The following is a 16,637-nucleotide window of genomic DNA, read 5'->3' as shown; positions in this document are numbered from 1 at the left end:
CATTCGTGCCAATGCCTGGCATCTGTGATGGATACGGCGAAGCCATCAATCCGGGTGCGTAGGAAAGCGGCTCTTGCCTACGCGTCTTCCGGCCGGTCCTTCGGGTCGAACTGGATGATGGTGATCCATCTTGCCGTCAGGGCCGGCTTCTTCTCGTTTTCGATTTCGATCGTCACATCGTAGGTGGTCATCAGCATGCCGCCGCCGCGGAAGCGGGCGTCGGAGAGCAGGAAGCGGCCGCGAACACGGGCGCCGCTCCTGACCGGGGTCATGAAGCGGACCCGGTCGAAGCCGTAGTTGATGCCCATGGTCTGCTCGCGCACCCTCGGCAGGCAGTTGTAGTTCATCGCCGACAGCAGGGACAGCGTCAGGAAACCATGGGCGATCGTGCCGCCGAAGGGGCTTTCAGCGGCGGCGCGCTCGGGATCGACATGAATGAACTGATGGTCGTCGGTCGCCCCCGCAAAGGCGTCGATCATTGTCTGATCGACGGTGATCCAATCCGAAAGACCCGTTTCCATGCCGATCAATCCCCGCACGTCGGAGAGTGAAATTTCCGTGACCATGAATTCCTCGTGAGAAAAGCCGCCGGGCAAAGCCTTATCTTGCATTCATGACGATTGCGACAAGGATTTGAGTGAGTTGGGGGAGGCGGTCATTTTTCTACGAAAAAGGCGACGGAGCGTGGCTCGACGGTCACGCTGGCACCCGCCTTCTTCGCTCCCTCCTGCGTCAACTGGCGCCAGCCCGGCTCATTCTCTGACGGGAGCGTAAAGAGCTGGCGGCTCTCGGAACGATTGAAAAGCACGGCAAGGCGGGTCTGATTGCCGCGCGAGGAGCGGTCGCCTGTGGTAAGCAGCATGCCGAGGGTCGAGAGCGACGGCGTCTCCCATTCCGCAACGGTCATCGGTTCGCCGGAGAGTGAGATCCATTCGACGTCGCCGTTGCCGGAAAGGAAGCCCGTTTCGGAAAAGACGGTAAAGCGGCGGCGCAGTCCTGCGACGAAAGCGGTATGGGCGACGAGATCCTCGTTCAGCGCCTTCCAGTCCAGCCAGGTGATCTCATTGTCCTGGCAATAGGCATTGTTGTTGCCGCGCTGGCTGCGGCCGCCCTCGTCGCCCGCCGTCAGCATGATGCTGCCGCGGGTGGCAAAGAGCGTCGAGATCAGCGCCATGACGTCATGGATCCGGCGCTTGCGGATACTGGGATAGAGGGTCTCGCCTTCGACGCCGTTGTTCCAGGAATGGTTCTCGTTGTGACCGTCCCGATTGTGCTCGCCGTTGGCGTCATTGTGCTTGCCGGCGTAGGAGACGAGGTCGATCAGCGTGAAGCCGTCATGGGCGGCGAGGAAATTGACGCTGCGCGTCTCTTTGCCGTCGTTGCGGGAGAAGATGTCGGAGGAACCGGCAAGCGCCGTTGCGAGCGAGCCGGTCTTCCATTGGTCGCCACGCCAGTAACAGCGCAGATCGTCGCGAACCCTGTCATTCCATTCGAGGAAGGACAGCGGGAAGTTGCCGAGCTGGTAACCGCCCGGACCGATATCCCAGGGTTCTGCGATCATGATGCGGTCGGCAAGCAGATCATCGGCAAGGATCGCAGCGAGCGTTCCGCCGTCGCGCTCGAAGCCGCTCGCGGTGCGGCCCAGCACCGGGGCGAGATCGAAACGGAAACCATCGACGCCGGCGTTGAGCACGAAATGCCGCAGGCTGTCGATGACGAGGCGCCTGACCTCGGGATGGTCGCAGGCGATCGTGTTGCCGGTACCGGTGTCGTTGATCAGTTCGCCGGGGCTGTTTCGGGCGTGGCGGTAATAATGCAGGTTGTCGAGGCCGCGCAGCGACAGCGTCGTGCCATAGCGGTCGCTCTCGCCGGTATGGTTGAAGACGAGATCGAGGATGACGGCGATGCCTTCGGCATGGAGAGCGGCGACCGTCCTGCGCAGTTCCGCCATGCCGCGGGGGACAATCCGCGGATCGAGCGCCATCAGGCCGACGGGGTTATAGCCCCAGCCGTTTGTGAGACCGAGCGGCGGCAGATGGCGCTCATCGATCCAGGCGGTAATCGGCATCAGTTCGATGGCATCGACCCCGATCCGCTTCAGATGCGCGATAACGGAGGGATGGGCAAGGGCTGCGACCGTGCCGCGTTCGGCTTCCGGCACATCGGGGTGAAGGATGGTGAAGGGCCGCACCGCCACTTCATAGATAAAACCGCCCGGTTTGAAGAGCGGCTTGTCGATTGCGGCCGGGGTGTCGGTGGTGACGATCGCCTTCGGCATCAGATCCTGGCTGTCCTCGCCGTAGAGCCCGAGGCGGGGATCGTAGCGGAACGGCCGGTCGATTTCCTTGGCGTAGGGATCGATCAGCAGTTTGGACGGGTCAAACCAGAGGCCGTTGTCGGGCGCATAGATGCCGTCGGCGCGATAGCCGTAGCGGGCGCCTTGACCGAGGCCGTCGACGAAGAGGCGATGGATGTGGTTGCCATCGCGGGCCATCGGCAGGCGCGCAAATTCCCTGTTGCCGTCACCGTCGAAGAGGCAGAGTTCGATCTGCGCGGCGTGATGCGACCACACGGCAAATTCGACGCCGGTCTCGAAGACGATCGCACCCCGCGCCGAATTGCTGTCCCGCATGTCCCGCCCCGGATCAGGTGATCACGGTTGGCTCATCGCGTCCCGTGCGCTCACGAATGCTGGCAATGCTTTCGGCGGCCGCAATCAGATCGGCGAGCGCTTCCTGCGTTTCGATGTTGTGACGAGTCGAATCCGGCTCGTAGCGCTCGATATAGACGCGCAAGGTTGCGCCAGACGTGCCGGTGCCGGAGAGACGGTAGACGACGCGGGAGCCGCCCTCGAAGAGCACGCGGATGCCCTGATGCTCGCTCACCGACTTATCGATCGGGTCGTGGTAGGCGAAGTCGTCGGCTTTCTCGACCTTCAGGCTGCCGATGTTCTTGCCGGCCAAGGTGGAAAGCTGGCTGCGGAGATTGTCCATCAGGCCATTCGCCGCGTCGGTGTCCAGGCCTTCATAATCGTGGCGCGAGTAATAGTTGCGGCCGTAGGTCTGCCAGTGCTGGGTGACGATGTCGGCGACGCTCTCGCCGCGCACGGCAAGGATGTTCAGCCACAGCAGCACGGCCCAGAGGCCATCCTTCTCACGGACGTGATTGGAGCCCGTGCCGGAGCTTTCCTCACCGCAGATCGTCGCCATGCCGGCGTCGAGCAGGTTGCCGAAGAATTTCCAGCCGGTCGGCGTCTCATACATGCCGATGCCGCGCTTTTCGGCGACGCGGTCGGCCGCGCCCGATGTCGGCATCGACCGGGCGATGCCGGCGAGACCGCCGGAATAGCCGGGGGCGAGATTGGCGTTGGCGGCAAGGATCGCCAGGCTGTCGGAAGGGGTGACGAAGATGCCGCGGCCGATAATGAGGTTGCGGTCGCCGTCGCCGTCGGACGCGGCGCCGAAATCGGGGGCGTCCTCGCCCATCATCTCATCGAAGAGTTCCTTGCAGTGGACGGGGTTCGGATCGGGGTGATGGCCGCCGAAATCCGGCAGCGGCATGAAATTGCGCACCGAACCGAGGGGAGCACCAAGACGATTTTCGAAGATTTCCTTGGCATAGGGTCCGGTGACGGCGCTCATGCCGTCGAAGGCGATGCGGAAACCGAGGCTGATCAGATTGCGGATGGCGCCGAAATCGAACAGTTCTTCCATCAGCGCGGCATAGTCCTCGACCGGGTCGATGACCGAGAGGATCATGCCGCCGGGAAGCTCGTCCTTGCCGATGCGGTCGAGATTGACGTCGGCGAAATCGGCGATCTTATAGCTGTCGATTGTCTTGGAGCGCGCATAGATCGCGTCGGTGATCTTCTCCGGCGCCGGGCCGCCATTATTGATATTGTATTTGATGCCGAAGTCTTCGGTCGGGCCGCCGGGATTGTGGCTGGCGGAGAGGATGATGCCGCCGAAGGCCTTGTACTTGCGGATGATGTGGGAGGCGGCCGGCGTCGACAGAATGCCGCCCTTGCCAACCATGACCTTGCCGAAGCCGTTGGCAGCGGCCATCTTGATCGCCTTCTGGATGACTTCGCGATTGTAGTAACGTCCGTCGCCGCCGATGACGAGGCACTTGCCCTGATAGCCTTCCAGCGAATCGAAGATCGCCTGGATGAAATTCTCGGCATAATTCGGCTGCTGGAAGACCGGAACCTTCTTACGCAGACCCGACGTGCCGGGTTTCTGGTCCAGATAGGGCGTGGTGGGTACGGACTTGATCATTTTAGGTCACATGCCTTTCGAGACGAGGCTTGAATAGAGGGCAGCGTAGCGTTCGGCGCTCTTCTCCCAGGAGACATCCGATTTCATGCCTTGCTTTTGCAATTGGGTCCAGAGTTTTCGGTCCGCGTAAAAATGCATCGCACGGCGGATTGCCTGTAGCATGCCCGTTTCGGTCACGGGTGAGAATTGTATGCCGGTTGCCACTTTCGCCGCAAGTGCGGCGTGATTGGCGTCGATCACGGTGTCGTTCAATCCGCCGGTGCGGGCGACGATCGGCACGCAGCCATAACGCAGGCCGTAAAGCTGGGTGAGGCCGCAGGGTTCGAAGCGCGACGGAATGATGATGGCGTCGCAGCCGGCCTGCATCAGGTGCGACATCGGTTCGTTATAGCCGATCGAAACGCCGATCCGGCCGGGATGGCGGCTGGCGGAGGCAAGCAGCGCGCCTTCGAGCGCTGCTTCGCCGGAGCCGAGCACGACGAGTTTGCCGCCCATGGCGACAATCTGGTCGGCGACGTTGGCGACGATATCCATGCCCTTCTGCCAGGTGAGGCGGCTGATGACGCAGAAGATCGGCGCATCGTCATTGTCGAGGTGGAAGAACTCTGCGATCGACCGGCGGTTTTCCTCGCGGTTCTTCAGCGTCGTCGGGCCGTAATGGGTGTGGACGACGGGATCGGTCGCCGGGTTCCAGACATCGGTGTCGATGCCGTTGACGATTCCATGCAAATCGTCGATGCGGGTGGCGATGACGCCTTCGAGCCCCATGCCGAATTCCGGCGTCAGAATTTCGTCGGCATAGGTGGGGCTGACTGTCGTGACCGCATGGGCAGTCTGCAGGCCGCCCTTGAGGAAGCCGACGGTGCCGTAATATTCGATGCCGTCCATGGCGAAGGCATGACCTGGCAGACGCAGACCGGCAAAAATCTCCGGGCCGAACTGGCCCTGGAAGGCGATATTGTGAATTGTCAGCACGCTCGGCAGTTCCGGGGTCGGATAATAGCGCATGTAGACCGAGGTCAGCGCCGCCTGCCAGTCATGGGTGTGGACGAGATCCGGCCGCCAGCCGGGCAGCAGACCGGCTGCGATTTCGGAAGCGGCGAGCGACAGCGCGGCGAAACGGCGCCAATTGTCGGGATAATCCTTGCCAAGCGGATCAAGATAGGGACCGCCCGGCCGCTCGTAATAGGCGGGCGCGTCGAGGACGAGCAGATCGAGACCCTCATGTTCAACCTCGAGCACGGTCGCCCGCTCACCGAGCAGGTCCGGGAATTCGAGTCTGACGACAGGGTCGCGAATGACCTTCATGACGGCAGGGTAGCCGGGCAGGAGGGTCTTGGTCTCGACCCCGAAGGCTTTCAGAGCAATTGGCAGGGCACCTGACACGTCGGCCAGACCCCCTGTCTTGATCAAGGGGAAGACTTCGGACGAAACCGAAAGAACTTTCATACGTCAGATATCCAGCTTGTCGATCATCGGTTGGGTGATCAGGCAGATGCCCCCTTCCGACCGCCGGAAGCGTTTGGCGTCGAGCTCGGGATCCTCGCCGACGACCAGCCCTTCCGGAATGACGACACCATGGTCGATCACGACGTTCTTGAGCTGCGCCCGCCGTCCGATCTTCACATTCGGCAGGATGACCGCCCCTTCCAGCTTGGAAAAGGAATTGGCCCTGACGCCGGTGAAGAGCAGGCTTTTGTTGAGGCTGGCGCCTGAGATGATGCAGTCGCCTGACACGACCGAGGAGGTGGCCGAACCGCGGCGGTCGTCGTCGTCATGGACGAACTTCGCCGGCGGGGTGATCTCGGCATAGGTCCAGATCGGCCAGGACTTGTCGTAGATATCGAGCTCCGGGACGATGGCCGTCAGATCGATATTGGCCTGCCAGTAGGCGTCGATCGTGCCGACGTCGCGCCAGTAGGGCTCGTGCTCGAAATCGGAGCGGACACAGGATTTGGCGAAGCGGTGGGCGACGGCCTTCCCGTTTTTGACGATATAGGGGATGATATCCTTGCCGAAATCGCGGCTCGATGTCGGGTCGGCGGCGTCGCGGCGCAGCGCATCGAGCAGGAACTTAGTGTGGAAGACGTAGATGCCCATCGAGGCGAGCGCGAAATCCGGCTTGTCGGGAATGCCGGGGGGATCCGCCGGCTTTTCGATGAAAGCGAAGATCTCATCCTTTTCGTTGACATGCATGACGCCGAAGCCGGTCGCTTCCATGCGCGGCACTTCCAGGCAGCCGATCGTCACGTCCGCGCCGGAATCGACATGCTGCTGGAGCATGTATTCATAGTCCATCTTGTAGACATGGTCGCCGGCGAGAATGACCATGTATTCGACGCCGTAATCCTCGATAATATCGATGTTCTGATAAACGGCGTCGGCGGTGCCTTCATACCATTGCGTTTCGGAAACGCGCTGCGAGGCAGGCAGGATGTCGAAGCTTTCGTTTCGCTCCGGGCGGAAGAAGTTCCAGCCGCGCTGCATGTGACGGATCAGCGAATGCGCCTTGTATTGCGTCGCGACGCCGATGCGGCGAATGCCCGAATTCAGCGCGTTGGACAGCGCGAAATCGATGATGCGTGCCTTGCCGCCGAAATAGACGGCGGGCTTGGCACGCCGGTCGGTGAGTTCCTTGAGACGGCTCCCCCTGCCGCCCGCCAGAACGTAAGCCATTGCGTCGCGGGCAAGTGGCTGAATACGCTTCTCTACCATTTTCTCCTCCCACCAGTCTTAATTTTCAGGTTCAAGCATGATTGTCGCCAAGGGCGGCAGCGTGATCGAGCAGGTGATATTGCCGCCGGCATCGACGGCCTGCACGCGCCCGCCATTGCCCTTCCCGCTACCGCCATAGATGTCGGCATCGGTATTCAGAATCTCCCGCCAGCGGCCTGCGGAAGGCAGGCGTAACAAGTAGTTCTCGCGGTAGACGGGAGTAAAGTTGGTGATGACGACGATCGGCTTCTGGCCCGGCGCCTTGCGCTGCCAGGCGAAGACGGAATTCTCGCCGTCGTCGGCAATCAGCCATTCGAAGCCGTCGCCCTCGCAGTCACGCTCATGCAGGGCGGGCTTGCTGCGATAGGTGAAGTTGAGGTCGCGCACCAGGCGCCGCATGCCCTCGTGCATACGATATTGCAGCAGGTTCCAGTCGAGCGACCGATCCTCGCTCCATTCGCTCCACTGGGCGAATTCCTGGCCCATGAACAACAGCTTCTTGCCGGGATAGCCCCACATGTAAGCGTAGTAGGCGCGCAGATTGGCGAACTTCTGCCAGTCATCGCCCGGCATCTTGGCGATCAGCGAGCCCTTTCCGTGAACGACCTCGTCGTGCGACAGCGGCAGGACGAAATTTTCCGAATAGGCATAGAGGAGGCCGAAGGTGAGCTCGTTATGATGGTGTTTGCGGTGCACCGGGTCGCGCTTCATATAGCTCAGCGTGTCATGCATGAAGCCCATGTTCCATTTGAAACCGAAGCCGAGCCCGCCTTCATGCACGGGTTGCGAGACTTTTGGCCAGGAGGTCGATTCTTCGGCGATGGTCATGACGTTGGGGTGCTGGCCGTAAATGCGGATGTTGAGGTCCTGCAGGAAGCGGACGGCTTCGAGGTTCTCGTTGCCGCCATATTCATTCGGAATCCATTCGCCGTGCTTGCGGGAATAATCGAGGTAGAGCATCGAGGCGACGGCATCGACGCGCAGGCCGTCGAGATGGAATTTCTCGGCCCAGTAGAGAGCATTGTTGACCAGATAGGAAACCACTTCGGTGCGGCCGAAATTATAGATCGCCGTGTTCCAGTCCGGATGGAAGCCCTTGCGCGGGTCTTCGTGCTCGTAGAGCGCCGTGCCGTCGAACCAGCCGAGGCCGTGTTCGTCGGTCGGGAAATGCGCCGGTACCCAGTCGAGGATGACACCAATGCCCACCTTGTGGCAGCCGTTGACGAAGCGGGCAAAGCCTTCCGGCTCGCCGAAGCGGGCGGTCGGCGCATAAAGGCCGGTCGTCTGGTAGCCCCAGGAGGGGTCGTAGGGATGCTCGGTGATCGGCAGAAATTCGATATGGGTGAAACCCATGTCGACACAATAGGGGATGAGACTGGAGGCAAGTTCGTCCCAAGATAGCATGGTGCCGTCCTGCCGGCGCTGCCAGGAGCCGGCATGCACCTCATAGATCGAGATCGGCTGTCGGCGCTTGTCGGTTTCGCGCCAGTGCTTCAGATGGGCCTCATCCTCCCAGACCTGCTCCAGCTCGGCAGCGGCGATCGAGGCGGTCTTGGGTCTGAGCTCGCTGCGGCGGGCGAAGGGATCGGCCTTCAGCGGCAGCAACACGCCGTCGTGGCCGCGAATCTCGAACTTGTAGGCGACGCCGAGCGGCACATCGGGAGCGAAGATTTCCCAGATGCCGCTGTCGGCGCGAAAGCGCATGACATGGCGGCGGCCGTCCCAACCGTTGAAATCGCCAACCACGGAAACGCGCTGGGCGTTCGGCGCCCAGACCGCGAAGTGGATGCCCTGCGCGCCGTCATGTTTGATGAGATGCGCGCCCATCTTGTCGAACAGGCGCAGATGCGAACCTTCACGGGCGAAATAATCGTCCATCGGCCCAAGCACCGGCCCGAAGCTGTAGGGGTCGGTGACTGCCCATTCGGCGTCACCGCGCCGGGCGCGGTAGCGCACCGGCTGCAGCTTCGCGAGCGAAACCGGCCCGGCGAAGAGCCCATCGGCGTGGAGTTGATTCAATTCGCCGATGATGCCGCCATCGAGGGTCATGGCGGTCACTTCCTCGGCACCCGGGATGAAGCACCGGGCAACGAAAGCGTCGTCGGCTTGGTGCACACCTAGGATGGCAAAGGGATTGGAATGCGAGCCGGCAAGGATCGCCGTGATTTCATCTGCCGAAATTTCCCAGGAAAGCTTTACTTCAGGGAGGGTTTTCGGCGTTTTCATCCGGCTCTCCAGATTTCGTCTGCATATTGCCTGATCGTGCGGTCGGAGGAGAACCAGCCCATCCGTGCGGTATTGTTGATCGTCTTCGTGTACCAGGCCGCCTGGTTGGTCCAGATCTGGTCGACGTCGCGCTGGGCCTGGGCATAAGCGTCGAAATCGGCGGCGACCATGAACCAGTCATGCGAATAGATGCCGTCGATCAGCGCCGTGTAGCGATTACGGTCATCGGGCGAGAAGACGCCGGAACCGATGGCTGAGAGCGCCTGGGAGAGTTCGCGGGAGCCTTCGATAATGGCGCGGGGGTTGTGGCCATCACTGCGGACCTTGGCGACCTCGTCGGCCCTAAGGCCGAAGATGACGATGTTATCCTCGCCGACATTGTCACGCATCTCGACATTAGCGCCGTCGAGCGTGCCAATCGTCAGCGCGCCGTTGAGGCCGAACTTCATATTGCCGGTGCCGGAGGCTTCCATACCGGCGGTCGAAATCTGCTCGGAAAGGTCGGCGGCGGGAACCATGACCTCGGCGAGCGAGACATTGTAATTGGGCACGAAGACGACCTTCAGCAGGCCGCGCACCGACGGGTCGTTGTTGATGGTGCGGGCGACGTCGTTGATGAGTTTGATGATGAGCTTGGCGTTGTAATAGCTCGGCGCCGCTTTGCCGGCGAAGAGTTTTACGCGCGGCACCCAGTCCAGTTCCGGATGCGAGCGGATCTGGTCGTAAAGCGCGACGGCTTCGATGATGTTCAGAAGCTGGCGTTTGTATTCATGGATGCGCTTGATCTGGATGTCGAACATCGCCGACGGATCGAGCTTCACGCCCATGCGGCTGGCGACGAGATTGGAAAGGGCCACCTTGTTGGCCCGCTTCACTGCGGCAAACTTCTGCTGGAAGCTCGGGTCGGAAGCATGCGCCTCGAGCGGGCGCAGCTTCTCGGCGTCATCGAGGAACTCATCGCCGATCGCCTCGCGGATCAGACCGGTGAGGCTGGGATTGCACTGCTGCAGCCAGCGGCGCGGCGTTATGCCGTTGGTCTTGTTGTTGATGCGGTCGGGGTAGAGCTTGTGCAGGTCGGCGAACACCGTGACCTTCATCAGGTCGGTGTGCAGGGCCGAGACGCCGTTGATCGAGTGCGAGCCGATGAAGGCGAGATTGCCCATGCGCACGCGGCGGTCGCCGCTTTCCTCAATCAGCGAAATCGAGCGGATTTCGCTGTCGGAGAAGTTCTTGCCCTTGCGGGCATCGAGCAGGATCTTGGCATTGATCGCGTAGACGATCTGCATGTGGCGCGGCAGCAGGCGCTCGAAGAGCGGAACGGGCCAGCTTTCCAAGGCTTCGGGCAGTAGCGTGTGGTTGGTGTAGGAAAAGGTGCGGCGGGTAATATCCCAAGCCTGGTCGAAATCCATACCGTGCACGTCGCAGAGCAGGCGCACCAGTTCGGCGACCGAGACGGCTGGATGGGTGTCGTTCAGCTGAATGGCCACCTTGTCAGGCAGCGAGGTGAAATCGTCATATTGCTGCAGGTGGCGGCGCAGAATGTCTTGCAGCGATGCCGACGAGAAGAAGAACTCCTGGCGCAGGCGCAGTTCCTGGCCGGCAGGGGTGGCGTCGGCGGGATAGAGGACGCGGGTCAGGCTTTCGGCCTTGTTGCTTTCGCGCAGCGCGCCGATGTGGTCACCGGCGTTGAAAGCATCGAGCAGGATCGGGTCGATCGGCTGCGCCGACCAGAGGCGTAGCGTGTTGACTCGTTTTCCCCGCCAGCCGACGACCGGAGTGTCGAAGGCGGCGGCGATGACGCGCTCGGCCGGCTTCCAGACGTATCGCGGCTGGTCGTCATGGGTGGTGATGAATTCGACAGAGCCCCCGAAACCGATTTCATAGGAGCTCTCGCGGCGCTCGAATTCCCAGGGATTGCCGTGGGCGAGCCAGTTCTCGGGCAGTTCCACCTGCCAGCCGTCGGCCATCTGCTGCCGGAATAGGCCGTGGACGTAACGAATGCCGTAGCCATAAGCCGGAACATTGACCGTGGCCATGCTCTCCATGAAACAGGCGGCGAGGCGGCCGAGGCCGCCATTGCCGAGCGCTGCGTCCGGCTCCAGGCCGGCAATGACATTGACGTCGACGCCGAGCGAGGCCAGCGCATCGCGAACCTCTTCCATCAGGCCGAGATTGGACACGGCATCGCGCATCAGCCGGCCGATCAGGAATTCGAGCGAAAGATAATAGACGCGCTTGGCGCCGGTCGCATAGACCTCGCGTGTGGAGGCCATCCATTTGTCGATGATACGGTCGCGCACCACGAGGATCGTCGCCGTCAGCCAGTCATGCGGCTTTGCCACCTTGGCATCCTTGCCGATGCGATAGGTCAGACGTTCGATGATTTCCTCAGCGAGAATTTCCGGCCTTGAGCTGCGGGGAGCGGGAGAGGGGATAACCGGCTTGGAAACGGTATTCATGGTCAGATCTCGCCAATTTTAATTTTGTATCAGGCTGTTATGCCTGATTTAATCGATTTGTCGCCTGCGCTTGCGACAGTTTATGCATCGTTAGGAAGCACTTGCAACAAAGGATTTGGACAAACGAAAAATTTGCGAAACCTTCATGTTCGCGCGAATTGAGGGGGTTGATTTCAATTGCTTTTCCCGATCTGATGTGAGGATAGGGATAGCAAAAAGCCGCGCCGGTTTGCTCCGGCGCGGCTTTTTGTTCGGCATTTCACCTGGCGGTATCGCTAGTTAGTCAGACGCGTCAGTTGTGTGGAAGCCTTCGCTCCGATCGCCTTGAACGCGGCCAGGAGGTCTTCCATTTGTTCCGCCTGGAAATAATGGGCAGCATCGGAGGCGCAATACTGCAGCAGCGCCTGACCGCCCGGCGGCGCCATGAAGGCGATCGTATAGATTTCGATGCCCTTCGACTTGGCGATGTCACATGTCGCCTTGGTCAGGGTGTCATAGGAACGGCCGCCGCTGCTATCGTCGTTATTGTCGCCGTCCGTCATGAAGACGATGTACTTTTTGGGTATCTGCCCGGTCTTCAGCGTATGGGCGGCGTCCTCGGCATCGTTACCTGCGGCATTTTTTGCCGTCAAGGATGAATACGCCGTGCTCATCGCCCCGCTCGAATTGGTGCCACCTCCTGCCTGAAGCGCGTTGACGTAGCTCGAGGCACCGGCAGTTCCCCAGGCAAGAGTGCTGGGTGTGTATTGAACGATATCATAAGAGACTGCGCCGGTGCGTACGTATTGGGCGTTGGGATCGGCGCTGGTGAGCTGGCCAAAAAGATTGCCAGCGGCCATCTTCAGCGCCTCTATCTTCGTATAGTAGTTGGTGCGGCTGCCGGTGCAGGTGTCGTAAACCCACTTGCCCTTCTTGTTGAGGTGGGGGTTGCAGTCATAGGTGAAGGTTTCCGTCGGATCATCCTTGTTGACGGTTTCAGTAGGGTCTCCCATCGACCCTGACTTATCGAGCGCGAGAAACATGGAGATGGAGCCCTGGGAATTGGAGCCCGGGGTTTGAGAAGGACCACTGACCGTCGTGCTTGACGTCGAAAGATGCTGCGTGCTGAAGCCGACCGCCTGCATGAGCGGATTGACCGTGAGGTCGTAGCTCGGTGTAACCGTTACCTGGTAGGATGTCGAGCCGCCCGATGTACTCGTTTGGACATTGACGGCAGTCGCGTTCTTGATATCGACGCCGTCCTGCAGGTAATTCGCCATTTGCCCGGCGATGAAATTCCGCGCGAAGGCTTCCGCCTGAGAGGTTTGGATCGTGCCGTTCCCCAGCGCAGTCGCAGTTGCCAGCGCGGCTGAATCGGCCGCCTCCTGCAATTGCTGTTTCGAGAGCAGCATATCACCGACCTGGATTGCCATGCCGGCAGCGCCGAGCAGAACCGGCGCCAAGATCGCCGTCATGATACCGAAATTTCCGCCTCGATCGCTGAACATGCGACGCAGGCAGGGACGCAAAATGGATGTGCTCATCATGTTCACCCAACTGGAAACCCTGTGAGGTGATTTACGCACGCGGCTTCTTTACGCAGTCCTTACGGCGTCAATAGAATTTTAACGAATCGGCTAATTTTTCCAATTTTGGGATCATTTCAGCGGGATGACGTCGACCGCCTGAACGGCGCGCTGGCCGCCATAGCTTTTCAACACGCCGATGACGGGAACGACGTCGGAATAGTCACGGCCGTAGGCGACGACAATGTGGTCCATGCCGGCGGGGATGTCGTTGGTGGGGTCGAGTTCGATCCAGCCGATGGTCTCGCCGCACCAGACCCGCACCCAGGCATGCATGGCGTCCGCCCCTTCCAGCCGTTCCTTGCCGGGGGGCGGAATGGTGCGCAGGAAACCGGAGACGTAGCCGGCCGGAATGCCGAGGCTTCTAAGCGCCAGGATCATGACATGGGTGAAATCCTGACAGACGCCGCGCTTCAGCCTGAACGCTTCGAGGGGGGTCGTGTCCACCGCGGTTGCGTCGGAATCGTAGGTGAAATCCTTATTGATGCGGGCGCAGAGCGCATGGGCGATCTGCATGGCTGTCAGCTGGGGCGTGACGCAGCTTCGTGCGTAATCGCCAATCTCGCGCGTCTGCGTCAGGCGCGGGCTGTCGCCGAGAAAGTGATGCGGCGAATCCGGCGCAAGTGACCAGACGCCGGATATTTCCTCGGGCAAGTCGGCAAGCAGCGGCGAGAAATCTGCTGCGATCGGCAGGCTTTCGACCTGCACACGCGCCTGCATGCGAATGTCGAGCGTCTCATGCGGCGTCCGCAGCATGAAGGAGGTGGCGGGATGTTGGAAGAAATCGACGAAATGAGACTGCTCGTCCGGCGTCGGCGAGATGGTGATCGAGCCGGCGACCAGGCGTTGCCGATTGCTCAGCGACAGCGGCATCAATCGCATGATATGGCGAGCGCCGGAGGCCGGCACGTCGTAGCTGTAACCCATGCGGAGCGATAGATCGTAAAGCACTGCCGTCACCCGAGATAGGTCTGGGCGAGCAGATCGGAAAGCTGCTCCAATTCGCGTTCGAGCCGCTGGTAGACCTCGACCCCCATGCCCTCCGGCGTCATTACCGCCAGACCGGAATGAAGCCGCATCGCCTCGCGGTAGAAGGGCGACATCTGGCCGTTGATCAGGGCGTTCGGCAGTTGCTCGACCTCATGATGGATCTCGTTCACCTGGAAGAGAACCGAGCGCGGGTTGAGGGGGTCGAGCGCAAGCAGGTCAGTGACGGTCAGCCGCGCGGTGTTAACGTTGTAGCGTCGGCGATGGGTCATGACGCTGTCGCCGATCTCGAGCAGCATGTCGAGCGCGCCGTCGGGCGCTTCCGGGCCGGACATGTGCCCGAGCAGGCGCGTCATGTGCAGGCCGCGCTCGATATAGCGGCCGAGGGAGAGGAAACGCCAGCCCATGAAGCGGTACATGTTCTCGTGCACGAGGCCGGCAAAGCCCGCGAGCTTGCGCAGGAGGATCGTCATCGCATGGCTGGCGTCATCGCCGGCAGTGACGGTGGCGTGAAAGCGGCGGGCGGTCTTGGCGAGATCGTTGAGGGCGAGCCAACCATCGGGCGAGAAGCGGTCACGGATGTTGCTGGCGGAATAGACGGCGCTGTCGATGTTGCGCAGGAGCCTCTCGGGCACGGGCTCGGCGGTATCGATATCGACGGCCGCGAGATAGGCGGAGACGTCGGCGAGCAGCGGCTGGCTCGGATCGGCGGCTTCGGCATAACGCGCATGCCAGGCGCGCAGGATCCGCAACGCCCCTTCGGCGCGTTCAATATATCGGCCGAGCCAGAACAGATTGTCGGCCGCCCGGCTCGGCAGGCTGCCCGGCATGTTGCGGGTAAAGCTGCCCTCGGCCGGCAGCAGGGTGTGGCGCTCGACCGGCTTGTCGCTGACGATCCAGACGTCGGCGGCTGCTCCGCCGGACTGCATGGCGATCGCCGAGACGTCGGCGCCGGAGCCGATGCGGGCAAAACCGCCGGGCATGATCTGCCAGCCGTTTGCCGTGCGGGCAGCGAAGACGCGCAGCGACATCGGCCGCGGCATGAGTTTGCCATTCACCCAGGCGGGCGTCGTCGACAACGTGACGACTTCCTGACCGACCAGTTTCTGACCGTCCGAATTCAGCCAGTTGGCGATGGAATCTTTGGCCGTTGCCCGCAGCGACGAGCCGAGCACGGATTCGCCGTTGTCGTCGAAGAAGGGCGCACGGGAATAGGCCGGGCCGATCACCATTTTTTCGATGTTCTTGGCGACCTGTTCGCGCTCTTCCTTCTGGCCGCACCACCAGGTGGCAATCGACGGCAGTTTCAGATCCTGCCCCAGCAGATGCCGGCAGATGGTCGGCATGAAGGCGAGAAGCGCCCGGGTTTCGAGAATGCCGGTGCCGAGCGCGTTGACGATGGTGACGCTTTCGGCGCGCAGCGCTTCCACGAGACCGGGCGTGCCGATATGCGAATTCTGGTTCAGCTCCAGCGGGTCGGCAAAGGCCGAATCGAGGCGGCGCCAGAGCACGCCGATCGGCTTCAGGCCGGCGACGGTGCGGACCATCACGCGGCCCTTGACGACGGCGAGATCCTCGCCCTCGAGCAGCATGAAGCCGAGATAGCGGGCAATGTAGGCGTGTTCGTAATAGGTCTCGTTGGCAGGACCTGGCGTCAGGACGGCGATGCGGTCGTCGCCTGAATGTTTCATGTCCTGCAGCGCATCGCGGAAGGCGCCGAAGAACGAGGCGAGGCGGTGGACGGGCGTTTCGGCATAGATGTCGGAGAAGGCGCGGGTCGTCGCGACGCGGTTTTCAAGCGCGAAGCCGGCGCCGGAGGGAGCCTGGGTGCGGTCTGCCAGCACCCACCAATTGCCGTCAGGCCCGCGGCCGATTTCGAAGGCGCAGAAGTGCAGATAGTGGCCGGATGCCGGCCGGATGCCGGCCAGCGGGCGCTGAAATTCGGGATTGGCGGCGATCAGCGCCGGCGGCAGGAATCCTTCCTCGACCAGCCGGTTCTCGCCGTAGATATCGGCAATGATCGCCTCCAGGAGGTCGGCGCGCTGGACGAGGCCTGCCGACAGCGCCTGCCATTCGCGCTCGTCGATCAGCACCGGGATATGCGAGATCGGCCAGGCGCGTTCGCCGGCTCCCTTGCTGCCATAGGCACGGTAGAAGACGCCGGCGTCTCTGAGGTAGCGGTCGGCGCGGGCGAAACGCTCCGCGAGATCCTTTTCCGGCATTGCGCCGAGATGCGAGAGGAAACGCTGCCAGACGGGGCGGACCGTGCCTTTATTGTCGACCATCTCGTCGGCGGTGCCGGGAAGCGGCGCATAGCCGAAGGCCGCATCCTTGCCGATGCTGCTCTCCGCCTCTTGCCTGCGCTCCACTGCCGGTCTCTTACCCATCAAACCCAACCTCACCCTCGG

At 61.7% G+C, this 16,637-nt stretch carries 10 protein-coding genes; all 10 read right to left on the bottom strand.

Going from position 1 to position 16,637, the window contains the following annotated elements; translation table 11 throughout:
* Positions 1-77 precede the first annotated feature (77 nt).
* Positions 78-566: a MaoC family dehydratase gene (locus NMA58_RS17520; protein ID WP_097597230.1), complete on the bottom strand. Its 489-nt coding sequence runs from the start codon at positions 564-566 to the stop codon at positions 78-80.
* A gap of 89 nt (positions 567-655) precedes the next feature.
* A complete protein-coding gene (gene glgX / locus NMA58_RS17515) occupies positions 656-2,632 on the bottom strand; it encodes a glycogen debranching protein GlgX (RefSeq protein WP_434711463.1) in 1,977 nt (658 codons plus the stop codon).
* A 13-nt stretch (positions 2,633-2,645) separates the two neighbouring features.
* Positions 2,646-4,277, bottom strand: a complete 1,632-nt coding sequence (locus tag NMA58_RS17510) for an alpha-D-glucose phosphate-specific phosphoglucomutase (protein ID WP_085779474.1) — start codon at positions 4,275-4,277, stop codon at positions 2,646-2,648.
* Between the two features lie 6 nt (positions 4,278-4,283).
* The gene (gene glgA / locus NMA58_RS17505) at positions 4,284-5,726 is read right to left on the bottom strand and encodes a glycogen synthase GlgA (protein ID WP_434711462.1); all 1,443 of its coding nucleotides are present in this window, start codon (positions 5,724-5,726) and stop codon (positions 4,284-4,286) included.
* Between the two features lie 3 nt (positions 5,727-5,729).
* On the bottom strand, positions 5,730-6,992 hold the full coding sequence (gene glgC / locus NMA58_RS17500) for a glucose-1-phosphate adenylyltransferase (protein WP_085779472.1): 1,263 nt from the start codon (positions 6,990-6,992) through the stop codon (positions 5,730-5,732).
* A gap of 18 nt (positions 6,993-7,010) precedes the next feature.
* Positions 7,011-9,218: a 1,4-alpha-glucan branching protein GlgB gene (gene glgB, locus NMA58_RS17495; RefSeq protein ID WP_434711461.1), complete on the bottom strand. Its 2,208-nt coding sequence runs from the start codon at positions 9,216-9,218 to the stop codon at positions 7,011-7,013.
* Positions 9,215-11,677, bottom strand: coding sequence for a glycogen/starch/alpha-glucan phosphorylase (locus NMA58_RS17490; protein WP_183698709.1), 2,463 nt, complete (start codon positions 11,675-11,677; stop codon positions 9,215-9,217). The genes glgB and NMA58_RS17490 overlap by 4 nt, the downstream gene beginning before the upstream one ends.
* A gap of 275 nt (positions 11,678-11,952) precedes the next feature.
* Positions 11,953-13,200 carry a vWA domain-containing protein gene (locus NMA58_RS17485; RefSeq protein ID WP_434711460.1) on the bottom strand — a complete coding sequence of 416 codons (1,248 nt, stop codon included), beginning with the start codon at positions 13,198-13,200 and terminating at the stop codon, positions 11,953-11,955.
* 114 nt (positions 13,201-13,314) lie between these two features.
* Positions 13,315-14,202 (bottom strand): transglutaminase family protein, encoded by an 888-nt coding sequence (locus NMA58_RS17480; protein ID WP_434711459.1) that lies wholly within the window; start codon positions 14,200-14,202, stop codon positions 13,315-13,317.
* On the bottom strand, positions 14,199-16,616 hold the full coding sequence (locus tag NMA58_RS17475) for a circularly permuted type 2 ATP-grasp protein (protein ID WP_183698714.1): 2,418 nt from the start codon (positions 16,614-16,616) through the stop codon (positions 14,199-14,201). The genes NMA58_RS17480 and NMA58_RS17475 overlap by 4 nt, the downstream gene beginning before the upstream one ends.
* Between the last annotated feature and the right edge of the window lie 21 nt (positions 16,617-16,637).

Origin of the sequence: Rhizobium sp. YTUHZ045 (assembly GCF_051124255.1) — a bacterium.
Classification (GTDB): Bacteria; Pseudomonadota; Alphaproteobacteria; order Rhizobiales; family Rhizobiaceae; genus Rhizobium.
Note: the sequence above shows the minus strand (reverse complement) of the source record. Positions and strands in the feature narration are given on the sequence as shown.

What these genes read in the sequence shown, in the direction of transcription:
- glgB (WP_434711461.1), bottom strand. Translation starts at nt 9,218, where the DNA reads ATGAAAACGCCGAAAACCCTCCCTGAAGTAAAGCTTTCCTGGGAAATT.
- glgX (WP_434711463.1), bottom strand. Translation starts at nt 2,632, where the DNA reads ATGCGGGACAGCAATTCGGCGCGGGGTGCGATCGTCTTCGAGACCGGC.
- NMA58_RS17520 (WP_097597230.1), bottom strand. Translation starts at nt 566, where the DNA reads ATGGTCACGGAAATTTCACTCTCCGACGTGCGGGGATTGATCGGCATG.
- glgA (WP_434711462.1), bottom strand. Translation starts at nt 5,726, where the DNA reads ATGAAAGTTCTTTCGGTTTCGTCCGAAGTCTTCCCCTTGATCAAGACA.
- NMA58_RS17490 (WP_183698709.1), bottom strand. Translation starts at nt 11,677, where the DNA reads ATGAATACCGTTTCCAAGCCGGTTATCCCCTCTCCCGCTCCCCGCAGC.
- glgC (WP_085779472.1), bottom strand. Translation starts at nt 6,992, where the DNA reads ATGGTAGAGAAGCGTATTCAGCCACTTGCCCGCGACGCAATGGCTTAC.
- NMA58_RS17485 (WP_434711460.1), bottom strand. Translation starts at nt 13,200, where the DNA reads ATGAGCACATCCATTTTGCGTCCCTGCCTGCGTCGCATGTTCAGCGAT.
- NMA58_RS17475 (WP_183698714.1), bottom strand. Translation starts at nt 16,616, where the DNA reads ATGGGTAAGAGACCGGCAGTGGAGCGCAGGCAAGAGGCGGAGAGCAGC.
- NMA58_RS17510 (WP_085779474.1), bottom strand. Translation starts at nt 4,277, where the DNA reads ATGATCAAGTCCGTACCCACCACGCCCTATCTGGACCAGAAACCCGGC.